23 protein-coding genes are annotated in these 23,225 nt (G+C 43.5%); all 23 read right to left on the bottom strand.

The window, feature by feature from the left end; genetic code table 11:
* Positions 1-105: 105 nt before the first annotated feature.
* The 23 genes from spoIIIE to rimP all read right to left on the bottom strand — a co-directional run bounded on the left by spoIIIE (position 106) and on the right by rimP (position 22,982).
* On the bottom strand, positions 106-2,469 hold the full coding sequence (spoIIIE, locus tag CVV77_RS03895) for a DNA translocase SpoIIIE (RefSeq protein WP_003238460.1): 2,364 nt from the start codon (positions 2,467-2,469) through the stop codon (positions 106-108).
* 129 nt (positions 2,470-2,598) lie between these two features.
* Positions 2,599-2,811 carry a YlzJ-like family protein gene (locus CVV77_RS03900; RefSeq protein WP_003238462.1) on the bottom strand — a complete coding sequence of 71 codons (213 nt, stop codon included), beginning with the start codon at positions 2,809-2,811 and terminating at the stop codon, positions 2,599-2,601.
* Positions 2,808-3,545: a translocation-enhancing protein TepA gene (gene tepA / locus CVV77_RS03905; protein ID WP_084992421.1), complete on the bottom strand. Its 738-nt coding sequence runs from the start codon at positions 3,543-3,545 to the stop codon at positions 2,808-2,810. The genes CVV77_RS03900 and tepA overlap by 4 nt, the downstream gene beginning before the upstream one ends.
* Positions 3,546-3,661: 116 nt before the next feature.
* Positions 3,662-5,329 carry a ribonuclease J2 gene (rnjB, locus tag CVV77_RS03910; protein WP_019258427.1) on the bottom strand — a complete coding sequence of 556 codons (1,668 nt, stop codon included), beginning with the start codon at positions 5,327-5,329 and terminating at the stop codon, positions 3,662-3,664.
* A 177-nt stretch (positions 5,330-5,506) separates the two neighbouring features.
* On the bottom strand, positions 5,507-6,379 hold the full coding sequence (dapA, locus tag CVV77_RS03915; RefSeq protein WP_003238467.1) for a 4-hydroxy-tetrahydrodipicolinate synthase: 873 nt from the start codon (positions 6,377-6,379) through the stop codon (positions 5,507-5,509).
* Between the two features lie 30 nt (positions 6,380-6,409).
* The gene (gene dapG, locus CVV77_RS03920; protein WP_100274694.1) at positions 6,410-7,624 is read right to left on the bottom strand and encodes an aspartate kinase; all 1,215 of its coding nucleotides are present in this window, start codon (positions 7,622-7,624) and stop codon (positions 6,410-6,412) included.
* Positions 7,625-7,715: 91 nt separating this feature from the next.
* Positions 7,716-8,756 (bottom strand): aspartate-semialdehyde dehydrogenase, encoded by a 1,041-nt coding sequence (asd, locus tag CVV77_RS03925; protein WP_100274695.1) that lies wholly within the window; start codon positions 8,754-8,756, stop codon positions 7,716-7,718.
* A gap of 125 nt (positions 8,757-8,881) precedes the next feature.
* Positions 8,882-9,484 carry a dipicolinate synthase subunit B gene (gene dpaB / locus CVV77_RS03930; protein ID WP_100274696.1) on the bottom strand — a complete coding sequence of 201 codons (603 nt, stop codon included), beginning with the start codon at positions 9,482-9,484 and terminating at the stop codon, positions 8,882-8,884.
* Positions 9,485-9,486: 2 nt separating this feature from the next.
* A complete protein-coding gene (dpaA, locus tag CVV77_RS03935; RefSeq protein WP_003238474.1) occupies positions 9,487-10,380 on the bottom strand; it encodes a dipicolinic acid synthetase subunit A in 894 nt (297 codons plus the stop codon).
* A 189-nt stretch (positions 10,381-10,569) separates the two neighbouring features.
* Complete coding sequence (locus CVV77_RS03940; RefSeq protein WP_003238478.1) at positions 10,570-10,827, bottom strand: YlmC/YmxH family sporulation protein; 258 nt, start codon at positions 10,825-10,827, stop codon at positions 10,570-10,572.
* Between the two features lie 77 nt (positions 10,828-10,904).
* On the bottom strand, positions 10,905-12,134 hold the full coding sequence (locus tag CVV77_RS03945; protein ID WP_003238480.1) for a M16 family metallopeptidase: 1,230 nt from the start codon (positions 12,132-12,134) through the stop codon (positions 10,905-10,907).
* Positions 12,135-12,173: 39 nt separating this feature from the next.
* Positions 12,174-13,133, bottom strand: a complete 960-nt coding sequence (locus tag CVV77_RS03950; protein ID WP_100274697.1) for a polysaccharide deacetylase family protein — start codon at positions 13,131-13,133, stop codon at positions 12,174-12,176.
* A 116-nt stretch (positions 13,134-13,249) separates the two neighbouring features.
* Positions 13,250-15,367 carry a polyribonucleotide nucleotidyltransferase gene (gene pnp, locus CVV77_RS03955; RefSeq protein ID WP_019258423.1) on the bottom strand — a complete coding sequence of 706 codons (2,118 nt, stop codon included), beginning with the start codon at positions 15,365-15,367 and terminating at the stop codon, positions 13,250-13,252.
* 172 nt (positions 15,368-15,539) lie between these two features.
* Entirely contained in the window at positions 15,540-15,809 is a 270-nt protein-coding gene (rpsO, locus tag CVV77_RS03960) for a 30S ribosomal protein S15 (protein ID WP_003154182.1), read from the bottom strand.
* Positions 15,810-15,965: 156 nt separating this feature from the next.
* A complete protein-coding gene (gene ribF / locus CVV77_RS03965) occupies positions 15,966-16,916 on the bottom strand; it encodes a bifunctional riboflavin kinase/FAD synthetase (protein WP_100274698.1) in 951 nt (316 codons plus the stop codon).
* A gap of 18 nt (positions 16,917-16,934) precedes the next feature.
* Entirely contained in the window at positions 16,935-17,864 is a 930-nt protein-coding gene (gene truB / locus CVV77_RS03970) for a tRNA pseudouridine(55) synthase TruB (protein ID WP_019258421.1), read from the bottom strand.
* An 83-nt stretch (positions 17,865-17,947) separates the two neighbouring features.
* A complete protein-coding gene (gene rbfA / locus CVV77_RS03975; protein ID WP_019258420.1) occupies positions 17,948-18,301 on the bottom strand; it encodes a 30S ribosome-binding factor RbfA in 354 nt (117 codons plus the stop codon).
* Between the two features lie 16 nt (positions 18,302-18,317).
* Complete coding sequence (locus CVV77_RS03980) at positions 18,318-18,596, bottom strand: DUF503 domain-containing protein (protein WP_003238492.1); 279 nt, start codon at positions 18,594-18,596, stop codon at positions 18,318-18,320.
* Positions 18,593-20,746, bottom strand: coding sequence for a translation initiation factor IF-2 (gene infB, locus CVV77_RS03985; RefSeq protein ID WP_003238494.1), 2,154 nt, complete (start codon positions 20,744-20,746; stop codon positions 18,593-18,595). Before infB ends, CVV77_RS03980 begins: the two co-directional genes overlap by 4 nt.
* 19 nt (positions 20,747-20,765) lie before the next feature.
* Entirely contained in the window at positions 20,766-21,068 is a 303-nt protein-coding gene (locus CVV77_RS03990) for a YlxQ family RNA-binding protein (RefSeq protein ID WP_003220946.1), read from the bottom strand.
* Between the two features lies 1 nt (position 21,069).
* Positions 21,070-21,345: a glucose-induced regulator RulR gene (rulR, locus tag CVV77_RS03995; protein ID WP_010334283.1), complete on the bottom strand. Its 276-nt coding sequence runs from the start codon at positions 21,343-21,345 to the stop codon at positions 21,070-21,072.
* A gap of 13 nt (positions 21,346-21,358) precedes the next feature.
* Positions 21,359-22,477: a transcription termination factor NusA gene (gene nusA, locus CVV77_RS04000; protein WP_003220941.1), complete on the bottom strand. Its 1,119-nt coding sequence runs from the start codon at positions 22,475-22,477 to the stop codon at positions 21,359-21,361.
* 34 nt (positions 22,478-22,511) lie between these two features.
* Complete coding sequence (rimP, locus tag CVV77_RS04005) at positions 22,512-22,982, bottom strand: ribosome maturation factor RimP (RefSeq protein WP_003220940.1); 471 nt, start codon at positions 22,980-22,982, stop codon at positions 22,512-22,514.
* Positions 22,983-23,225 lie beyond the last annotated feature (243 nt).

The following is a 23,225-nucleotide window of genomic DNA, read 5'->3' on the forward strand; positions in this document are numbered from 1 at the left end:
AACAATTGGGACAACTATATCATGTTTTGTCGAAAAAATAAATAGAAAGGTTGTTAGTTTACATAATGTTATTATTGGTAACTGCAGAAAACTGAACTCCCTTCATTAAGAAGAGAGCTCATCATATTTCTCTTTTGATAATAAGACTTCCCTAGGTTTGCTGCCTTCATACGGCCCAACAACGCCTCTTTCCTCCATTGCATCAATCAGGCGCGCCGCTCGCGTATAACCGATTCTGAATCTTCTTTGCAACATTGAAACAGATGCCGTCTGCATGCCAACGATTAATTCAACAGCTTCATCATAAAGCTCATCGGTAACCTCGGAATGTGTTTCCGTTGTCTCCTCAGGAATCATTTCTTCCTGGTATTGCGCTTTCTGCTGCGTAATCACATGGTCGACGATCTTCTCCACTTCGTCATCCGACATAAATGCTCCCTGCACCCGGACGGGTTTATTAGCCCCGACAGGCAAAAACAGCATATCGCCTCGTCCGAGCAGCTTCTCAGCGCCACCCATGTCAAGAATCGTCCTTGAATCCGTCTGTGAAGAAACACTGAACGCGATTCGTGACGGAATATTCGCTTTGATGACCCCTGTGATAACGTCAACCGACGGCCGCTGTGTCGCAATAATGAGATGGATGCCGGCAGCCCGCGCCATTTGGGACAATCTCGTAATCGAATCTTCCACATCAGATGAAGCGACCATCATGAGATCGGCAAGCTCGTCCACAATCACAACGATATACGGCAGCTCCGGCTGTTTCGCTCCTTCTTCATTGTTGGCGCGTTTTATATAATCATTGTATCCCTCAATATTTCTTGTACCTGTATGAGAAAATAATTCGTACCGCCGCTCCATTTCATTGACAACTTTTTTCAAAGCCTGTGACGCTTTTTTCGGATCGGTTACGACCGGAGCAAGCAAATGCGGAATCCCGTTGTAGACATTCAGCTCTACCATTTTAGGATCGATCATCATCATTTTCACTTCATGCGGTTTCGCACGCATCAAGATGCTTGTAATGATGCCGTTAACACAAACGCTTTTCCCGCTTCCGGTTGCGCCTGCGACCAAAAGATGGGGCATCTTGTTTAACTCAGCCAATACAGCTTCACCTGAAATATTACGGCCGAGTCCAATTAGCAGTTTCGCATCCGGTCTGTCATTTAATTTAGACTCGAGCACTTCCTTCAGTGATACCATTGCCACTTCTGCGTTCGGAACCTCAATTCCGATTGCTGATTTCCCTGGTATAGGCGCCTCAATCCTGATATCCTTCGCAGCAAGTGCAAGCGCTAAGTCATCGCTTAAATTGACAATTTTGCTAACCTTCACTCCGACATCGGGATACACTTCATATTTGGTTACGGCCGGCCCGAGATGAACCTGTGTAACTTTCGCCTTTACGCCAAAGCTTTGGAAGGTGCGTTCGAGCTTTCTTGCATTTTCATAAATATTCTTTTTATCAGCCTGCTGGCCGGTATGCTTTGGATCGGCCAGTAAATCCAGTGACGGCATCTCGTAATCCTTATTTTCAAGCTCCGTAAAGGTCATAGGAGGAGCAGAAACAGTTTCCTGATCACCTGTTTCAGTCTGGATGTCCTGAAGCGGCTCTGATACAGGTTCAGCTCGCTTTTCTAAGACTGGAGATTCTTCATCTTCATTACGATCTGAAAAGCTTGAGATAATCGGCTCTGAATGAATAAGAGGCGATGCCGTTTCCTGGTCCTCCTCTTCATTAGAAGGCTCTGGTTCCATTTGCTGTTTTTTGCGGGCCGGCTTTTGTTTTTTGCTAGGCGCCTTCGTTTTTTTCGATGACTTCATATTTGTTTTGACGGATTTCATATCATCAATAAATGCAAGCCATTGTTCTTTTATAAAGCGGCCAATCGGGCTCATCCACTTTTTCAGCGTTTCTTGAAGAGAGCGACCTGTAACTAAAATCATTCCGATCAAAATCATGACAATCGCCATGATCTGAGAACCAGTAGACGCAAACAAAAAGTGTGAAGCCGCAAACAGCAGCGCACCGATCATCCCTCCGCCCAAATCAGGTGAAGCGGAGCTGCCATTCATGTCCATCAAAAACAATTCCCACGTGTTGCGCACCACGCTTGCGGACTCAATAGACCCTTTGTGCGTCAAATTTTTAAATAGCTGCACATGAGAAAGCAGCAATATGCTTGCGATGATGCAGTACAACCCAGCCTTTCGTCTCGTTAATAGGCTTGGCGTTTTCTTCTTCCAAAACAGCGAGACACCTAACACCAATAAACCTAACAAACATAAAATAAACCACTCTCCAGCAAAAAAGCGGAACAAGTAAATAAAGGTTTGGCCGACTACCCCCAGCTGCAGAATCGCGATAATTGAAATGGCTATACACAGCAATCCGTTGAGTTCGTATTTTATATTGAGCTGTTTCGCCTGTTTTTTTCTTGATTTTCGTTTTTTCTTTGCCACACTCATCACCTTACTGCGTTAAAAAATGTAAGTTCATACATAATGAAGAAAGCAGCCGTTTACAGGCTGCGTTTTTTCTGTAGGATTCCCCTATTATAGCATATTTTGCCCTTAAAAAAGGGGTGGATCTTATACGTTTAATTTAAGCCTTTGTCCCGGAGAAATGTCTGGGTGCAGAAAATGCATTGGATTTGTGCTCATGATTTGAATGACTTCCGCTTCATTGCCTTTCATCTCGACAAGAAGCGGCACACCTTTATACTCAATTTGCTCATGAACGCTTGTCTCCTGGTTCTGTTCCGCAAACACAATTTCCTGTGGCATCACGGTATACAGAATCATTGAATCATCCGTCCTTCTTCTGCCCTTGCTTCCTCAATGAGCTCATTTAGCTTATTAATCGCTTGTCCGACACCGCCAGCGTGATCGATCAGTCCGTATTCAACTGCATCCTTGCCGACTACATTTGTTCCGATGTCACGTGTTAAATTTCCTTTTGAAAACATCAGCTCTTTAAACTTCTCTTCGGTTATATTAGAATGGCTTGTCACAAATTTTACAACTCTTTCTTGCATCTTATCCAGGTATTCAAACGTTTGCGGCACACCGATGACCAGTCCGGTCAGCCGAACGGGATGAATCGTCATTGTTGCTGTTTCAGCGATATAGCTATAATCACAGGATACTGCAATCGGAACGCCGATAGAATGCCCGCCGCCAAGCACGATAGAAACGGTCGGTTTTGATAAAGATGCGAGCATTTCAGCTATCGCAAGACCCGCTTCAACATCTCCTCCCACAGTATTTAATATAATCAGCAAGCCTTCAATTTTGGGATTCTGTTCAATTGCGACAATTTGCGGGATGACATGTTCATATTTTGTTGTTTTGTTTTGCGGAGGAAGCTGAACATGGCCTTCTATTTGTCCGATAATGGTCAGACAATGAATATTTGTATCTTGGGACAGCTGCGGGAGCGTCGTTTCACCAAGCTGCTGTATTTTATTCATAATGCTGTCTTTCGCATCATTTTTGTCAGAACGCTCTTCTTCTGTGTTTTCCATACGATGATCCATCTCGCTTTCACCCTTTCCGAGTTTCTCTTTGTATTATGAACAAAGATACTCAATTCAATCCCGTCTTGAAAGGCAAAAAAATAAAGACCGGAGCAGCTCCGGCCTTTATTCAGATATTATACTTCCATAATGATTGGGATGATCATCGGTTTACGTTTCGTTTTTTCATATAGGAATTGGTTCAACGCATCCCGCATTGCCTGCTTCAGCGTTGACCATTCAACATTTGATGTTTCTGTCGCTTCTGTCACGATAGAGCGGACAAGCTCAGTAGCCTGTACGATAAGGCCTTCAGACTCTCTTACATAAACAAAACCGCGCGTGATAATTTCTGGTCCTGATACAAGATGTTTCTTTTGTTTATCAAGTGTAATGACAACGATTAAAATCCCGTCCTGTGAAAGTAAGCGGCGGTCTCGCAATACGATATTGCCGATATCACCGACACCTAAACCATCAATCAAAATATTGCCGTACGGAACTTTATCCCCAATTTTTACGTTTTGGCCGCGGAATTCAACAACGTCTCCTTTTTCAATTAAGAAAATGTCACTGCGCTTCATGCCGATTTCTTCAGCGATTTTCGAATGAGCTTTTTGCATTCTGTATTCGCCGTTTACAGGAATTAAATATTTTGGTTTAAGCAGATTGATCATCAGCTTTAACTCTTCTTGTGAGCCGTGGCCAGATACATGGACACGCTTTTGAGCAAAGATGACTTGTGCACCGGCTCTCGCGAGAAGATCTACTGTTTTAGAATAAATGAGTTCCTGCCCAGGGATTGGTGTGGACGCAATCACAACCGTATCCCCTTCTTCAATGTTCAGCTGTTTGTGAGCTTTGTTTGCCATTCTTGTCAGGGCAGCTAACGGTTCACCTTGGCTGCCGGCTGTAATAATGGCCACTTCGCGCTTCGGATATTTCTTGACATCCTGCACAGAAATAAACAGTTCATCATCTGCTTCAATATATCCGAGCTTTCTTGCCAGCTGCAGGACAGATTGAAGATTTTTTCCGGCAACGGCAATCTTTCTGCCATTTTGAGCCGCAGCATGAATGACTTGCTGAATCCGGTTAATATTGGATGCAAAAACAGCAATAATCACCCGGTTATCTGAATTATACAGCGCGTCCGAAATTTCGCCGCTGACAGCTGCTTCCGAAGGGGTATAACCCGGACGTTCCGCATTTGCACTGTCAGAAAGCAGGGCGAGCACGCCGCTATTGCCGATCTTGGCGATCTCGCCAATGTCGCACGTTTGATTAAGTGCAGGTGTTTGGTCAAATTTGAAGTCTCCCGTGCATACAATAGATCCAAGTGATGTTTTAAAACTTACACCTACAGAATCAGGGATGCTGTGAATCGTTCTAAAGAACGATACTTTTGTCGATTCAAATGTAATGACAGATTTGGAGTGAATTTCTCTTAAATCAGTTTTTCGGTTATGTCCGTATTGTTTTAATTTTTCTCTTAACAGTGCAAGCGTCAGCTTTGTTCCGTAAACGGGAACGGAAAGCTTGTTTAATAAGTAAAAAACGCCGCCGATATTTTCATCGTGCCCGTGCGTTAAAAAGATTGCCTTGACGCGGTCAGCCCGTTCAATCAAATATGATATGTCAGGAATCACAACATCAATACCGAGCATTTCGTTTTCTGGATGCATAAGGCCGGCATCAACAACAAATATGTCTGAGTCAATTTCAATGACATAAAGGTTCTTCCCAATTTCTCCGACACCGCCAAGGGCGATAATTCTAACGTTTTCTGTATTTTTCTTTTTCAAAATCTATATCCTCCTAGTCTCATACCCGTCCATCATCACTTGTTCCTATTATAACTGAAAGTAAATTTAGAAAACAAGATAAAGCAGAAGTTTAGGGAAAACCAATATGTATAAGAAACGGTCAAACTCAGCTGAATGTGAGAATGACCGCGTTTGTTTCACTGTATGAAATTTTTCTTACAGTTCGCTGATCGTGCTGCTTAAGCTCAGCCGTTCATCTTCGCTTAGCGGGATAAGAGGAAGTCGCACTGATCCGACATCAAGGCCTTTCAGCTGAAGAGCTGTTTTGACAGGAGCCGGGTTAGGCGCTTTAAACAGTTCCTTCATAATCGGCAGCAGTTTCTGATGAATTAGTGCCGCATTAGCTGTTTGCCCATTCGTATAATTTTTGATCATTTGCTGCATATCAGAGCCTACAATATGGCTCGCAACTGACACAACCCCTCTTCCTCCGACTGAGAGAATAGGAAGCGTCAGGGCGTCATCCCCTGAATAGACAGAGAAGTCTTCCGGCGTTTCTGCAACAATTTTTGTAATCGCTTCTAGGTCTCCGCTCGCTTCTTTAATCGCAACCACATTCGGGATGTCTGCCGCCAAACGGATCGTCGTTTCAGGAGCGAGAGAAGCTACCGTTCGGCCCGGCACATTATACAGCATAACAGGAAGAGACGTTTCTGCCGCAATTGCTTTAAAATGCTGGTACATTCCTTCTTGAGAAGGTTTATTGTAATACGGCGTAACGAGCATAACCGCGTCTACGCCCGCTTCCTCAGCTTTTTTTGTCAGCTTAATGGAATCTTTTGTGTTGTTGCTTCCAGTACCCGCAATAACCGGCACCCTTCCGTTCACTTCTTTTACCGTATATTCAAAAAGCGCAATTTTTTCTTCAGTTGAAAGGGTTGGAGATTCTCCAGTTGTTCCCGCTACTACTAAAGAATCCGTTCCGTTTTTCAACAAGTAATCAATCAGTGTAGACAGTTTTTGAAAGTCTACGTTCCCTTTATTGTCAAAGGGTGTAATCATTGCTGTAGACACATTTCCGAAATTCATTTTTTTCACCTCATCATGATTCAATCACATTTACTTGGAAAGTTCAAACACTTCATGCAAAGCGTTTACAGCAGGTACCATATCCGCTTCATGGACGAGCACCCATATCGTTGTATGGCTGTCAGCCGACTGAAGGATCGGTATTTCTTTTTCTGAAAGAGCCGAAACAATTTTGGACGTGACACCAGGAACACCCATAATGCCCGCTCCGACCGCCGATACCTTCGCGCAATTTCTCGTTACCATCGGATCATAGCCCATATCCATTAAAATACGCTGAGCTGTTTCTGTTTTATTCCCGGCTACCGTATATACGATTTCACTAGGTGTAATGTTAAAGAAATCGACGCTGATTCCCGCATTCGCCATCGCCTTGAACACTTCAGTCTGAACGTTATACTGGCCAATTTTCGAAGGAACTTTAAACTGCGTGACATCTTTGACATGGGCAATTCCCGTAATCAGCCTTTCAAATACATCGCTTCCGACTTTAGAAGAGTGATGTGATGTCACCAATGTGCCTTTATCTTTCGAATAAGTCGAACGGACGCGGATCGGAACCTTGGCCTGCATCGCAATTTCCACAGCCCGAGGATGAATGACCTTCGCCCCTTGATACGCCAGGTTGCAAATTTCCGTATACGTCACGACAGGGAGCGGTTTCGCATTTTCCACCACTCTCGGGTCAGCAGTCATCACACCTTCAACATCTGTGAAAATATCGATGTATTCTGCGTCAACCGATGCTCCGAGTGCGGCTGCTGACGTATCGCTGCCCCCTCTGCCAATCGTTGTTGTATCACCCTTTTCAGTTGCACCCTGGAACCCTGCGACGACTACAGCGTCATGATTCGCGAGCACACTGAATAAACGCTCCGGTCTCATTTCAACGATTTTCGCATTGGTATGCTGATCATTTGTTAAAAAGCCAGCCTGGGCCCCTGTCAGCGCAGCTGCTTTCACACCGTTATCAAGCAGCATGCTTGTAAAGACGACAGAGGAAATGGTCTCTCCGCAAGATAAAAGCAAATCCTGCTCTCTTGGAGAAATCGCTGATTGATCGCCGTAAAGCAGCCCCAGCAAAGAATCTGTTGCGTACGGGTCTCCTTTCCGGCCCATCGCTGAAACGACAACGACAACCTTATATCCTTCACTGATTGCTTCTTTAATATGCCCTAAAGCCAGTTTACGGCCTTTATCATCTTTTACAGATGTTCCGCCGAACTTTTGAACAATTATCTTCACTGTTTTCACTCCAAATTATTCGGACGTAACAGAAGAGAGCAGGCTGATAGCGCCTTACTCTCTTCTATTCGTCTTTAGGAAATTCTCTCTTTTATACGAGGTTTAGTTTTTTCAGGCTTTCTGCAATTTGAACAGAGTTCCATGCCGCGCCTTTTAATAGGTTATCAGAAACAACCCATAAATGAAAACCGTTTGCTCTGTCTAAGTCTTTGCGGATGCGGCCTACAAACACATCGTTTTTGCCGACCGCATCAGCAGGCATCGGATAAAGCTGCTGGCTTGGGTCATCCTGAAGTGTCACGCCCGGAGCTTCTTTTAATAGATTTTTAATACCTTCAACTGTAGCGTTATCACGGTCTACCTCGATGTAGACGGACTCTGAGTGCCCAGTTTGAATTGGGAGTCTCACACATGTAGCCGCTACCTGAAGGTCAGGCATGTGCATGATTTTTTTCGTTTCATTTATCATTTTCATTTCCTCAAACGTATAGCCGTTATCTTGGAATTTATCAATTTGCGGAATCGCGTTGAAGGCGATTTGATAGTGTTTTTTGTCACCTTTGACAGGCATGATCGCAGGCTCAATTTCTTCTTGATTTAAAATCGCCTGTGTTTGGCTGAAAAGCTCTTTTACAGCTTCATTTCCCGCTCCTGATACCGCCTGGTAAGTTGATACGATGACTTTATTTAAGCCGTATGCTTTGCGGATCGGTTCAAGAGCCGCAACCATTTGGATTGTAGAGCAGTTAGGATTGGCAATAATGCCGTTGTGTTCATGCATGTCTGCCTCATTCACTTCAGGCACAACTAGCGGTGTATTTTCGTCCATACGGAATGCACTCGTATTATCTATAACAATAGCGCCGCGTTTTACAGCTTCTGGTGCCAATGCTTGTGATACGCTTCCGCCGGCGCTGAACAAAGCAATATTTACCCCTTCAAAGCTCTCAGGAGAAGCTTCCTGAACAGTCAGCTCTTGGCCTTTAAACGTGACTTTTGTCCCCGCAGAGCGTTTTGAAGATAGCAATGTAAGTGTGTCCATTTCAAAGTTTCTGTCTTCAAGTGTTTTAAGCATTTGTTGTCCTACAGCTCCTGTCGCTCCGACAACAGCTACGTGTAAACCTCTTCCCATCTGTAAAACTCCTTCCGCCAATCAGCATCATTGAATTGATTTGACTATGATTTTACGTTTTATTTTACCATAGAATATGCGGGTGATGACCGAATTTTTTAGTTTGGGAAAGATTTTCTGTAAATTTAGTCATTTCCCTGATAATTCTCAACTAGAACCGGCTGAAGCTGCTGATACACCAATGCCTTTTCAATGGTTTGCGGTAACAGATCCATTTTGGCTACCATTGAATTCGGTTTTTTAAATGGATCGTCTTGCCCGAATGGAATAAAAAAGATATTTTTTGTTGACATGAGCCTCATTAAATTTGTTCCGTTTAATCCGAGAGCATCATTTGTGGAAATGCCAAGAACGACCGGCCGATTGTTTCGGATTGTCGCTTTTGCCGCCATCAGCACCGGACTGTCCGTCATGGCATTTGCCAGCTTGCTCATTGAATTGCCTGTTAAAGGAGCAATGACCATGCAGTCAAGGGGCAGCTTCGGCCCAAGGGGCTCTGCCTTTACAATCGAATCAATGGCCTCATATCCGGTCAGGTCTTCAATTTTTTCAACCCATTCTGCTCCCTCTCCAAATCGGGTATTTGTGGACTTCACGTTAAATGTGACAACCGGACGGACTTCAGCACCTTCGTTGACCAGCGCCTCAATTTGCGGAAAAACCGCTTCATAGGTGCAATGCGAGCCGGTCAGCCCAAACCCGATTCTTTTTCCTTTTAATGACGACATGCTTATTTTCCCTCCTCAGCTTGTATTTCAGCCAAAAGCTTGCTCAAGACGTTTGCGAGGATTTGTCCGGCTGTTTTAGGAGCGACAATCCCTGGAAGACCTGGGGCAAGAAGTGCTTTAATCCCCTGTTTTTCGGCATATTTAAAATCCGTTCCCCCGGGACGTGAGGCCAGATCCAATATTAAGGTTTTTGGTGTCATGCTAGAAAGTACCGTTTGATTTAAAATCATACTTGGTATGGTATTAATACAAATATCTATATCTTTTACATGCTCTTTCAGCTCATCGGTGTGAAAAGGAATGAGCCCCATTTCAGTGATACGTGCCAGATGCGCTGAACTTCTTGCCCCCACTTTTACATTCGCCCCGAGCGCGGCAAATGTACGGGCAATCGTCATCCCGGTGCGCCCCAGACCTAGAACGGCCACCTTAGATCCGTGTATCGTATAATCCGTGTGCTGAATAGCCAGCATGATCGTTCCTTCTACAGTCGGAATAGAATTGTATATCGCAATGTCATCCCGCTCAAACAGCTTAACAAGTTTTCTGTTTGCTTGAGCTGCAATGTTTTCTAAATAGGCGTTAGAAATTCCTGAGAAAATGACACAGTGTGCAGGCGTTTTGTCGAGATGCTCTTGTTTTAACACAACCTCTTCATTCGAAAATACAGTCGATACGACACCTTCTCCTGTTGTCGCAGACACCGGAAGAATGATGCTGTCAATTTGCTGAAAAGGAATTTCATCAATATTGCATTTTACTGCTCCGGTAAAACCATGATCCAATTGGTCAAAACCGACAAGATAGATGTCAGCCTGCTGTTCAGTGAGCTTTCTAATAATTTCGAGCTGTCTTGCGTCACCGCCGATAACTGCAATTTTCAATCCGGTTAACATTCTAAACGTTCACCTTCTTTGTATATACTGGATCTCTAGTTGTTAAGCTCCCCTTCATCTTATGATCAAAAGGAAATACCGGTGAATTAAAACATGCGCTTTTTTCATATAAAAAAACATCGGCTGCCGGAGCCGATGTTTCATGTTTACTTTAGAGCCCGCATCACAGTCATTTTGGGCTTTTTTCATTTACTCTTGTCGAGGAGACATTTCCTCAGGTACGTCTAATATGATCATATCTGATCCGATCTTTTGAATATGATGCCAGGGGACACGAATGTCTTGACCGTGTTTTCTCAAACCAAACCACTTAACTGTCGGAATGAGGAGTGCTGTAATCTGGCCATCCTGTTCATTGATTTCTAAATCGGTCTGGCCAAGCACTCCCAGCCGTTCAGCTCTTTTGATGTCTACAATTTCCTTTCCTGATAATTCACTGAGCCGCATGTCTGTCACCCCCTTGTACTATGTATGTTCAAAAGGATAAAAAAATGCCTGCTCCGTTATAGGGCAGGCATTTCCTTTTAAGAAGGCATATTGCCGGAAGGGCTGATGAGTGCCAATGCATAGTCATCAGTAAACAATTGTCTGGCAAGGCCGTTGACACGCTCTAAGTTCACGGCGTTTAATTCATTGATGATCTCATCTAATGTTTTATGTTTGCCGAGCAGCAGTTCATTTTTCCCGTTTCGGCTCATTTTGCTGTTTGTACTCTCTAAACTCAGCATCAAGCTTCCCTTCATTTGCTCTTTGCTGTTTTCCAGCTCTTTCGAGGTAATGCCGTCGCGTTTTAATGTCGCAAGGGTTTCTTGAATTGTTTCTGACAGCTGCTGAAGCTGATTTGCACCGGTTCCGCCATAAATGGTAAGCATTCCGCTGTCCTCATAAGAGCTGTGATAGCTGTAAACAGAATAAGCGAGGCCTTTATCTTCGCGGACATCCTGGAACAGCCGGCTGCTCATACTGCCTCCGAGCACATTATTCAGGACGATTAAATCATAAATGCGTTCATGGCCAACCTCAAGGCCTTTAAATCCAAGGCACAAATGAGCCTGCTCTGTTTCTTTTTTTCTTGTCAGTTTTTCCGTGTAGAACTCGGGTTTCTCAAGACCTGTCGCTTTGCCCTTCGCCTCGTATGACCCGAACCATTTTTCTACATCTTTGATAAAACTGTCAGATATATTGCCCGCTACCGAAATCACCACTCTGTCCGGTGTATAATAATCATGCATGTATTGTCTGAGAGAGTCACCATTGAAAGAAGCAAGCGTTTCTTCCGTGCCAAGAATTGGGTAGCCTAAAGAATGATTGCCGTAAGTGGCTTTGCTCAGTAAATCATGCACAATGTCGTCCGGCGCATCTTCGTACATTTTAATTTCTTCATATACTACATTTTTTTCTTTTTTCAGCTCGTTTTCATCAAATGTTGAATGAAAGAACATATCTGCTAATACGTCCAGCGCGTAATTCGCATGCTCGTCAAGCACCTTTGCATAGTAGCAGGTATATTCCTTTGAGGTAAACGCATTGACCTGACCGCCAATACGATCAAAAGATTCTGCTATCTCGCGTGCAGATCTTGTGCTCGTCCCTTTAAAGAACATGTGCTCTAAAAAGTGAGAAATCCCGTTTATCTCCGGTGTTTCGTGCCGTGAACCTGTGCCGATCCACACGCCGATCGCAACAGAACGGACTGTCGGGTTATTTTCCAGCACAACTCTTACACCATTTTGACAAGTATATCGTTTTATCAAATTTGTTCCTCCTATTCAAAGACAAGCTGCCTGCATCTGTTACTTCAACAGTCTGGTTTCATCCATTAGTTCAGTGACTGTTCCAAGCGCATATCCTTTATCTTTTATCTTTGTAATCAGCGCTTCAAGACTTTCCGCCGTGGGTTCAGTCGGATGCATTAAAATCATGGCACCATTATGTATCTTGCTTAACACTCTCGTTTGGAGTACAGAAGGAGCCGGTTTTTGCCAATCAATCGTATCAACTGTCCACATTACTGTTCCCATCTGTTTCTCAGCTGCAATGTCGACAACCGCTTTTCTGAAACTTCCGCTCGGCGGAGCGAACCACTTCGGCTTATGGCCGATTGTTTGTTCTATTTGCTCATTTGTCTTGTCGAGCTGCTCGGAAATTCTTCCTGTAGTCAGTTTGCTCATATCTGGATGATTGTATGAATGATTTCCGATTTCATGTCCGTCTTCTGCAATCTTCTTAGCGAGCTGTTCATTGTTTCTCACCCAATTGCCTTCTAAAAAGAACGTAGCCTTGACTTGGTGCTTTTGCAGAATAGGGAGCATTTTTTCCAAATACTCATTTCCCCATGCCACATTAATTAAAAAAGCCACCATCGGTTTATCAGGATTTCCTTTATAAATAGGCTCAGGCTGAAGAGACTCAAGATGAACGCTTGGTTTTACTTGGCTGTATACCAGATCGTTTTCGCGAAACTCGCCGTGCTTTTTCATTTTTTTATATGATTTTTCAATATTGACCTTCAATCCATTATAGCCGGGAATGCTTTTCCACACTTTATCTATTCTGGCATCCTGGGGCTTGACTTCGTACTCTGGCGCTTTTTGAAGCAATTCTTCATATAACGGGTCTTTGGACGCCGTGACAGTTACCGTATCTTTTTTTATTGCCCCTATATAATCAAGTGCGTACGGATTTTTCATCATCTCAAATGAGACAAAAAAAAGAAATAGAAAAACGGCAAACGGTACAAATTTTTTGTGCATGTTCTGTCCCCCCTCACCTCACATTATGAAGGAGAAGGACAAGGTAGAACCCGCCTGCGCTTTAAAAGCTTCAAAATAAAGAAGCCGGGTCTCCCAGGCTCCTTTTATGTTTTCATTTAAGATTGTTGTTCTTCTTTTTCTTTCTCTTCACGGAGCACCGCTTTACGAGACAAATTGACTCGTCCTTGTTTATCAATTTCAGTGACCTTGACAAGAATTTCGTCTCCGATTTTTACAACATCTTCAACTTTTCCTACGCGTTCAAGCGCAAGCTCTGAAATGTGCACCAAACCGTCTTTTCCGCTGAAAATTTCAACGAAAGCCCCGAATTTTTCGATTCGTTTTACTTTACCTAAGTAAAGCTGGCCAACTTCAACTTCTCTGACAAGGTCTTCGATGATTTTTTTCGCTTTTTGGTTGCTGCTTTCATCTGTTGAAGAAATAAAGATTGTGCCGTCCTGCTCAATATCAATTTTAACACCTGTTTCTTCGATGATCTTATTGATTTGTTTTCCGCTTGGCCCGATGACATCGCGGATTTTATCAGGATTAATGGCCATTGTTAAAATCTTAGGCGCATATCGAGAAAGCTCTTTTCTTGATTCGCTTAATGTTGCAAGCATGCTGTTAAGGATTTCCATTCTTCCTTTTTTCGCCTGCTGCAGCGCTTCTTCAAGAATCTCTCTGGAAAGGCCTTCGATTTTAATGTCCATTTGCAGCGCCGTTACGCCTTTTTCAGTTCCAGCTACTTTAAAGTCCATGTCTCCAAGCGCATCTTCCATGCCTTGAATGTCAGTCAGAACAGTGTAATGTTCGCCTGATTTGACGAGACCCATCGCGATACCAGCAACTGGAGCTTTAATCGGTACACCGGCATCCATCATTGCAAGTGTGCTTGCGCAAATACTTGCTTGAGACGTAGAACCGTTTGACTCAAGCACTTCTGATACAAGACGGACAGTGTAAGGGAAATCTTTTTCAGATGGAATAACTGGCTCAAGCGCACGCTCACCCAGTGCTCCGTGTCCGATTTCACGGCGTCCCGGTCCACGCATCGGTCCTGTTTCCCCAACGCTGAATTGCGGGAAGTTGTAGTGATGCATAAACCGTTTCGACTCTTCTACACCTAAGCCGTCAAGGATTTGCACATCTCCCAGAGCACCTAACGTACATACGCTGAGAGCCTGAGTTTGTCCCCTTGTAAACAGACCTGATCCGTGCGTTCTTGGCAAGAGGCCAACCTCTGAAGAAAGCGGGCGGATTTGATCGACACCGCGGCCGTCCGGTCTTACTTTTTCTTCAGTAATCAGGCGGCGCACTTCATTTTTCACCATCTTGGATAAAATCTGCTTCACTTGCTTGATTGTGTCTTCATCATGCTCTTCATCCTCGAATTTTGCCACAACTGCATTTTTCACTTCATTAATGGCATCTTCGCGGGCATGCTTTTCATGGACTTGGATGGCTTTCAGCAGATCGTCTTCTGCTAAAGCTTTTACTTTTTCACTAAGCTCTTCATCAACTTCATAGAGCGTAATTTCTGATTTCTCTTTGCCGACTGCTGCAACAATTTCTTCTTGGAATGCAATCAGGCGTTTAATCTCTTCATGGCCGAACATAATGGCTTCAAGCATGGTTTCCTCAGGAACCTCGTCCGCTCCCGCTTCTACCATGTTAATGGCATCTTTCGTGCCGGCAACGACAAGATTGATGTCGCTTTTCTCAAGCTGATCGACTGTTGGATTAATGATAAATTGATCATCAATGCGTCCGACAGTTACCCCTGCAATCGGTCCTTCAAACGGAATATCCGATACAGAAAGAGCAAGAGATGAACCGAACATAGCAGCCATTTCAGAAGAGCAGTCTTGGTCAACACTCATGACAATGCTGATGACTTGAACTTCATTACGGAATCCATCTGCAAACAAAGGACGGATCGGACGGTCGATTAAACGGCTGGCAAGAACCGCTTTTTCACTTGGGCGTCCTTCTCTTTTAATAAATCCGCCCGGAATTTTTCCTACCGCATATAATCTTTCCTCATAGTTTACAGTAAGCGGGAAGAAATCAAGCGGTTTTGGTTCTTTTGAAGCGGTTGCTGTACTAAGCACTGCTGTATCACCGTAGCGGATCATCACAGCACCGTTTGCCTGTTTGGCAAGCTGGCCGGTTTCAACTGTAAGCGTTCTTCCGGCCCAATCTATGGTAAAGACATGTTTTTCTTGTCCCATACGATTACGAACTCCTCTCTTCGTTGTGTGAAATAATCAATTACTCCTATTATGAACGAAATGAATTGAACATATCAATGTCAAAGTAGTATGTAAAAGGATTTCAATGATTTGTTATAAGAAATTTCGCTTTAATACGATAAAAAAGCGGGAATCCTCCCGCTTTTTACGATTATCGACGTAAGCCTAGTTTGTTAATTAACTCACGGTAACGAGTTACGTCTTTATTACGTAGATACGTAAGAAGATTACGACGCTTACCTACCATTTTAAGAAGACCGCGACGTGAATGGTGGTCTTTCTTGTGAGTACGTAAATGCTCGTTCAAGTTGTTAATTGAGTCAGTTAGGATAGCGATCTGAACTTCTGGAGATCCAGTATCAGATTCGTGTGTTTTGAACTCGCTGATGAGTTGGTTTTTACGCTCTTGAGTAATTGCCATCCTGTTTCACCTCCAAATCATATTTAGCCCCAGTTACCTAGCAACCGTCGGTGACTTCGGATTGCCAAGCAATGGTTTTAAGACTACGAAAACTATCATACTAAAAATCGGGCCTATATGCAAATATTTTAGAATAAAATTTGTGTGCATTGCATGTTATTTCCGCAGATTGCTGAAATAACGGATGGCTTCCTGCTTATCTTTCTCAATTTGCTCTGTTAATTCTTTGATGCCATTGAATTTTCGCTCGCTCCGAATCCGTTTATACCATTCGACCTTTATAGCGGCTCCGTATACCTCCTGATCGAAATCAAACAGATTGACTTCAATTGAAGGCTGCTCCGGACGTTTTTCATAAAACGTCGGCTTATAGCCGATATTGCAAACGCCATTGTAGACTTCGCCGTTCACTTCCGCTTTTACGGCATATACACCCGTCGGCGGAACGATATAGCTGTTATTTAAACCGACATTTGCTGTCGGAAACCCGATGGTCCGCCCTCTTTTATCACCGTGAATGACAATTCCCTTAATAAAATAAGGCTGTCCGAGCAAGACATTCGCCAGTTCAACGTCTCCGTTTTGAAGCGCGGTACGGATATACGAGGAACTGATTTTTTTATCCTGCTCTGTTAATTTTTCTACCATTGTGCACTCAGCTTTTCCTTCTAAATCATGCGGCATGGTCTCCATTGTTCCCTTGCCGTATTTCCCGTACGTAAAGTCAAAGCCCGCCACTGCGTGCTGCACATTAAGGCCGATAATATACTGATCTGCAAACAGCTTAGGAGAAAGAGAAGCAAATACTTCATTAAATTTAACGACATACAGAATCTCTGTGCCTAATTGTTCAATTTGGTTTATTTTATCTTCCAGAGGCGTAATCAGATCCTTTGGCTCCTGATCCCTGCCCAATACATGAGAGGGATGAGGATGAAAGGTCATCACAGCTAATGCCAAGCCCTTTTCTTCAGCTATTTGCTTCGCTGTGCCGATTACCTTTTGATGTCCAAGATGAACGCCGTCAAAATACCCTAACGCCATCACAGACTTTGCCTGCTCCTCTTTGATTAAATGATGAGGATGTGTAATATGTATCGTCTTCACAGAACGGTCACCTTTTTTCTATTGTTCGCTTTTTTGCATCAATACTTTTGCCGGCTTTAACAGCCCATTTTTTGTAGGATGGGGGAAATAGATCGCCAAACAGCTTCCGGATTCAGTAAAGACGGCAATTCGGTCTTCGCTTGTCATTTCAGAAAACTGCTCGGGCGTCTCAAGCAAAGCCCCATTTTCTACTTTCTTAGCTAATGTATCACTTATGATCCATTTCGGCAAATGATTGAGCGCACGTTCAATAGGAACTGTATGCTCTCCCACGGTTCCGGACTGGACCTGTGCTTCCAGTTCTTCAAAGGTAAAGCATTCGTCAAGTGAAAAGTCTCCGGATGCCGTACGGATTAAATGAGACATATGAGCCGGATATCCGAGCTTTTCTCCGATCATGACCGCCAGCGTCCTTACATAGGTCCCTTTGGAGCATGTCACTGTAAATCGGAAGCTTGCGGTTTCTCCGTTATGTTTAATCTCTGTAGTCAGGGCAATGTCTTCAATGGTAATCATGCGTTTCGGACGTTCTACTTCAATGCCTGCTCTTGCGTACTCGTATAATTTTTTGCCGTTTACTTTTACAGCGGAATACATGGGAGGAATTTGTTCCTGTTTACCCTTTAAACTGTTTAACACCTTTTCTACATCGGCTTTATCAATATCTTGACTGACAGGCTTTGTTTCAACTGTTTCTCCGGTTTGATCCTCTGTTGTCGTTGAAAAGCCAAGTGTTATTTCCGCATCATACGTTTTAGACTTTTCAGTTAAATATTCGACAATTTTTGTCGCCCTTCCCACACAAATCGGAAGCACGCCTGACACTTCTGGATCGAGCGTTCCCGTATGCCCTACTTTTTTTGTTTTTAACAGTTTTCGGATCTTCATGACACAGTCATGCGATGTCATGCCAACTGGTTTATGTAAAAGGAGAACTCCGTTAACCATTTGTCCTTTCACTCCTTCTTTTGAGCTTTTCTCTTTAAAACGCAGAAAAGAGGACAGACGATATACGCCTATCCTCTCCATTTTTATTCAGATGGTTTCTCTGAATGTATTTCGTGAATCAATGTTTCGATACGATTTCCGTAATCGATTGATTCATCGAACTCAAATTCAATTTCAGGCGTTTTTCGAAGTCTGATACGGCTGCCAATTTCGGATCGGATAAATCCTTTCGCTTTAGCCAGCCCTTTCAGCGCTTCCTCCCGTTTTTTCTCGTCACCGAGAACCGAGATATACACCTTTGCAATTTGCAAATCACCTGATACACGTACATCCGTTACTGTCAGAAAACCAATTCTCGGGTCTTTCAGCTTGCGGCTGATAATATCACCGAGTTCTTTTTTCATTTGCTCGCCGACACGGTTTGCTCTCATACTCAATTCAATCACCTCTAAGTTAAAACCACTCTGTTCTAGTGATCGTCCGTTCAATTTCAGGAAAAGAATCGATAAACGCCAAAACGCGCTGCAGCTCTTTTTCTGTTTGAACGCGAGAGGAAGAAACAGCGGCGATTCCAAAGCTGGTTCTTTGCCAAGTGTCCTGAAAGCCAATCTCCGAAATCGAAACATTGAACTTATTTTGAACCCTGGTTACGATCCGCTTCAGAACGGCACGCTTTTCTTTTAGCGATCCTGCGTCATAAATGATGCATTCACACTCCGCAAATCCGATCACGTTCTTTCAATTTCTTGCATGACAAACGCTTCAAGGATGTCACCTTCACGAATGTCATTGTATTTCTTAATTGTAATACCACATTCATAGCCTTGTGAAACTTCTTTCACATCGTCTTTAAAGCGTTTCAGAACGTCTACTTCGCCTTCGAAGATGACGACGCCGTCACGAATTAAACGGAGGCCGCTGTCGCGCGTAATGGTTCCTTCAGTAACATATCCGCCGGCAATTGTACCGATTTTAGATACTTTGAATGTTTGGCGCACTTCTACTTGACCAATTACTTTTTCTTCATATTCAGGATCAAGCATACCTTTCATGGCAGCTTCAATCTCGTCGATTACTTTGTAAATGATACGGTGAAGTCGAATATCTACATTTTCAGCTTCAGCCGTACTCTTAGCATTTCCGTCCGGTCTCACATTAAACCCGATAACAATTGCATTGGAAGCAGATGCCAAGATAATGTCAGATTCAGTAATCGCACCAACGCCTGTATGGATGATTTTCACTTTAACGCCTTCTACTTCAATTTTTTGAAGTGCGGCCGTTAAAGCTTCAGCAGATCCTTGAACGTCAGCTTTTACGATGATGTTGATGTCTTTTACATCACCTTGTTTAATTTGCTCGAATAAGTCATCAAGACTGAGCTTCGCTTTATCGCTGCGCTGCTCTTCAAGCTGTTTCGAAGCACGGGCTTCCCCGACAGAACGAGCTGTTTTTTCATCTTTAAAGACAAGGAATTGGTCTCCCGCTTGAGGGACATCATTCAAACCGGTAATTTCAACCGGAGTTGACGGGCCGGCAGTTTTCACACGGCGTCCAATGTCGTTAACCATTGCACGGACACGGCCGAATGTGTTGCCGACTACGATCGGATCTCCGACATGCAGTGTTCCAGTCTGTACGAGCAATGTCGCAACTGATCCTCTGCCTTTATCGAGTTCCGCTTCAATAACCGTTCCTTTTGCCTGGCGGTTCGGGTTCGCTTTCAGTTCCTCTACTTCACTGACAAGCAAAATCATTTCAACGAGTTCATCAATGCCTTTTCCAGTTAAAGCGGAAAGCGGAACAAAAATTGTTTCTCCGCCCCAAGCTTCAGGGACAAGCCCGTATTCCGTCAGTTCTTGCATCACACGGTCAGGATTTGCGGATTCTTTATCAATTTTATTCACAGCAACGATAATGGGAACCTCAGCTGCTTTTGCATGGTTAATCGCTTCTACTGTTTGCGGCATTACACCGTCATCAGCAGCAACAACGAGAATTGTAATATCAGTTACTTCTGCACCGCGTGCACGCATTGTTGTAAATGCGGCGTGACCCGGAGTATCCAAGAACGTAATTTTCTTGCCGTTCTCTTCAATTTGGTAAGCACCGATATGCTGAGTGATTCCGCCTGCTTCTCCTTCAACAACCTTCGTTTTACGGATACTGTCAAGAAGCGTCGTTTTCCCATGGTCAACGTGACCCATGATCGTAACGACAGGAGGACGAATTTCGAGATCCTCTTCATTATCAGGCTCTTCGTATTTTTCCAGCTCTGTTTCTTCAAGCACAATGACTTCTTCTGTTTCAACACCATATTCTGATGCAATGAGTTCAATTGTATCTTTATCAAGCTCTTGGTTGATGGTTGCCATTACACCAAGAAGCATCAGCTTTTTAATGATTTCTGAAGGCTCTTTGCCAAGCTCTTCAGCCAGTGCGCCGACAGTTAAAGTACCGGAGAACGTAATTTTCTCAGGAAGTTCTTTTTTCGGCTTTACAGGCTTTTGCTGATATTGATTTTTATTGTTGTTGTTACGTTTATTTTTTTTGTTGTTGTTATTCTTCTTGTTTTTGTTAAATTGATTATTCTGCACGTCATTCTTCTTTCCGTCTCGAATTTTATTTGGTTGATTTCCAGCTGATTGCTGATTAACCCCTTGCGGCTGTTTGTTTTTGTTCGTTTCTGCAGGCTTTTGAGATTTAGCGGCTGCGCTTGCGCCGCCTTTTTTATATTTGGCATCAAGCTGTTTAATGGCCTTTTCTTCAAGCATGGCCATATGATTATTCACTTCTAAATCCATGTTTTTCAGTGCGGTCAAAATTTCCTTACTTGAAACATTTAACGCTTTTGCATATTCGTATACTCTCATTTTAGCCATTCGTTCACCCCCAAAAATATTAATCGAGCAAGCTGATCAGCTTATTCGCAAAACCTTGGTCAGTGACGGCGACAACGACACGGGCTTCTTTACCGATAGAGCGTCCAAGAACCGCGCGACTCTCGACTTTTTTATAAGGGACTTTATAATAATTGCACTTGTCGGTTACTTTTTTTGCTGTATTAGATGATGCATCCTCTGTAAGCAGGACAAGCTTTGCACGCGCATTCCTGATTTCTTTAATTACCAAGTCCTCGCCTGACACGACCTTACGAGCTCGATTGGCCAGACCCAGCAAGGGAAACCATTCCATTCCAGACATTTTATTTTTTCACCTTTTCCGCCAGCTCCAGCAATTCTTCGAAAATCTGGTCATCGATTTGTGATTGAAATTGATTTTGCAAAGTGTTTTTCTTTTTTGCTGCTAAGATGCACTCTTTATCCAGCGTTAAATAAGCACCCCGCCCGTTCTTTTTTCCGGTCGGGTCTACTGAGATTTCGCCTTCTTTCGAACGTACAACTCGGATCAGTTCCTTTTTAGGCTTCATTTCACCAGTCACTACACATTTGCGTAACGGGATCTTCTTGTGTTTATTCACCTAAGGTCACCTCTTATTCATCCGATTCAGCAGTTTCAGGCTCCGTAAAGAGCGGCTCATCGTCTTCTTCTTCAAGTTCTCTCGGATAGATTCCAAGTTCTCTTGCGTCCGTTTCGCTCTTAATATCAATCTTCCAGCCTGTCAGTTTAGCAGCTAAGCGTGCGTTTTGTCCTCTTTTGCCAATCGCCAGAGACAGCTGGTAATCAGGAACGATAACAGTTGTCGCTTTTTCTTCTTCATTAACGATGACATCCAGCACTTTCGAAGGGCTGAGCGCATTCGCGACAAATTCTACAGGATCACTGGACCAGTTGACAATGTCAATTTTTTCACCTTTTAATTCATTGACGATCGCCTGAACACGCTGGCCTTTAGGGCCTACGCATGAGCCGACAGGATCCACGTCAGGATCATCTGTGCGGACAGAAATTTTCGAACGGTCGCCGGCTTCTCTGGCAACAGATTTCAGCTCGACAGTTCCATCATAAATTTCAGGCACTTCAATTTCAAACAAACGCTTTAACAGGCCTGGATGTGTTCTTGACACATAAATCTGCGGACCCTTCGTCGTTTTTTCTACTTTTGTGATATATACCTTAATGCGGTCATGAGGCTTGTAGCTTTCATTCGGCATTTGCTCATTAACCGGCAGCAAGGCTTCAATTTTGCCTAAAGACACGTAGATAAACTTATTGTCCAGACGCTGGACAATACCTGTCATGATGTCTTCTTCACGGTCGATAAATTCAGAATAAATCACACCGCGCTCAGCTTCGCGCACACGCTGTGTGACGACCTGCTTCGCTGTTTGAGCAGCTATGCGCCCAAAATCCTTAGGTGTTACTTCGATTTCGACGACATCGCCGACCATATATTCCGGATGGATGCCCTGCGCCTCTTCAATAGAGATCTCCAGTCTTTGGTCGTATACTTCGTCAACGACATCTTTTCTTGCAAATACACGGATGGAGCCTGTTTCACGGTTTAAATCCACTCGTACATTTTGCGCTTGATTAAAATTCCGCTTATAAGCAGAAATTAAGGCAGCTTCGATTGCTTCAATGATAATTTCTTTACTGATGCCTTTTTCTTTTTCAAGAATCGTGAGAGCATCTAATAATTCACTGCTCATTTAACGGTCTCCCCCCTTAAAACATTTGTATTCATTAGAATGTAACAGCTAATCTTGCATTAGCTATCTTTTCATACGGAATATTGATCCGTTTCTTTCTTGTTTTGATCGTGATCTCAACTGTCACTGTTTGTCCATCAAATTCAGCCAGTTCACCTTCAAACACTTTAACGCCCTCAATAGGCTCATACGTCTTAATGTACACATTTTTTCCAAGTGATTTTTCGAAATCGGCCTTTTTCTTTAGCGGACGCTCAGCTCCCGGAGATGAAACTTCAAGAAAGTAATTTTGGCTGATTGGATCTGCCTCATCAAGCTTTTCGCTTAAAGCTTCGCTTACTTTGGCACATTCCTCAATATCCACACCGTCATCGGAATCAATAAACACGCGAAGGAACCAGCTTTGACCCTCTTTGACAAATTCAATGTCAACGAGTTCAAGCTGAAGGCTGTCTACGATTGGCTGAGCCATTTCTTGAACGGTGTCAGTCACTTTTTTGCTCATGTTCTTCCTCCTTGTGCTGTCGATCTCATATTCGTCTCGTCACTCTGCATAAAAACCCTGCTTCAAAAGAGCAGGGGCTAAAAAGTAAACGATGAACATGTCGAGACAAAATTCTCTTGTTCAATACAAAAGAGCGGGTTTCCCCACTCTTTGCCTCGGTAATCGTTAGCATTTCCAATAAAACTATACCATAACCATATTTTTATTGCAAATGGATATACGCTTACCTTCATACCTAAGCAA

Source organism: Bacillus sp. SN1, from assembly GCF_002796895.1.
Classification (GTDB): Bacteria; Bacillota; Bacilli; order Bacillales; family Bacillaceae; genus Bacillus; species Bacillus inaquosorum.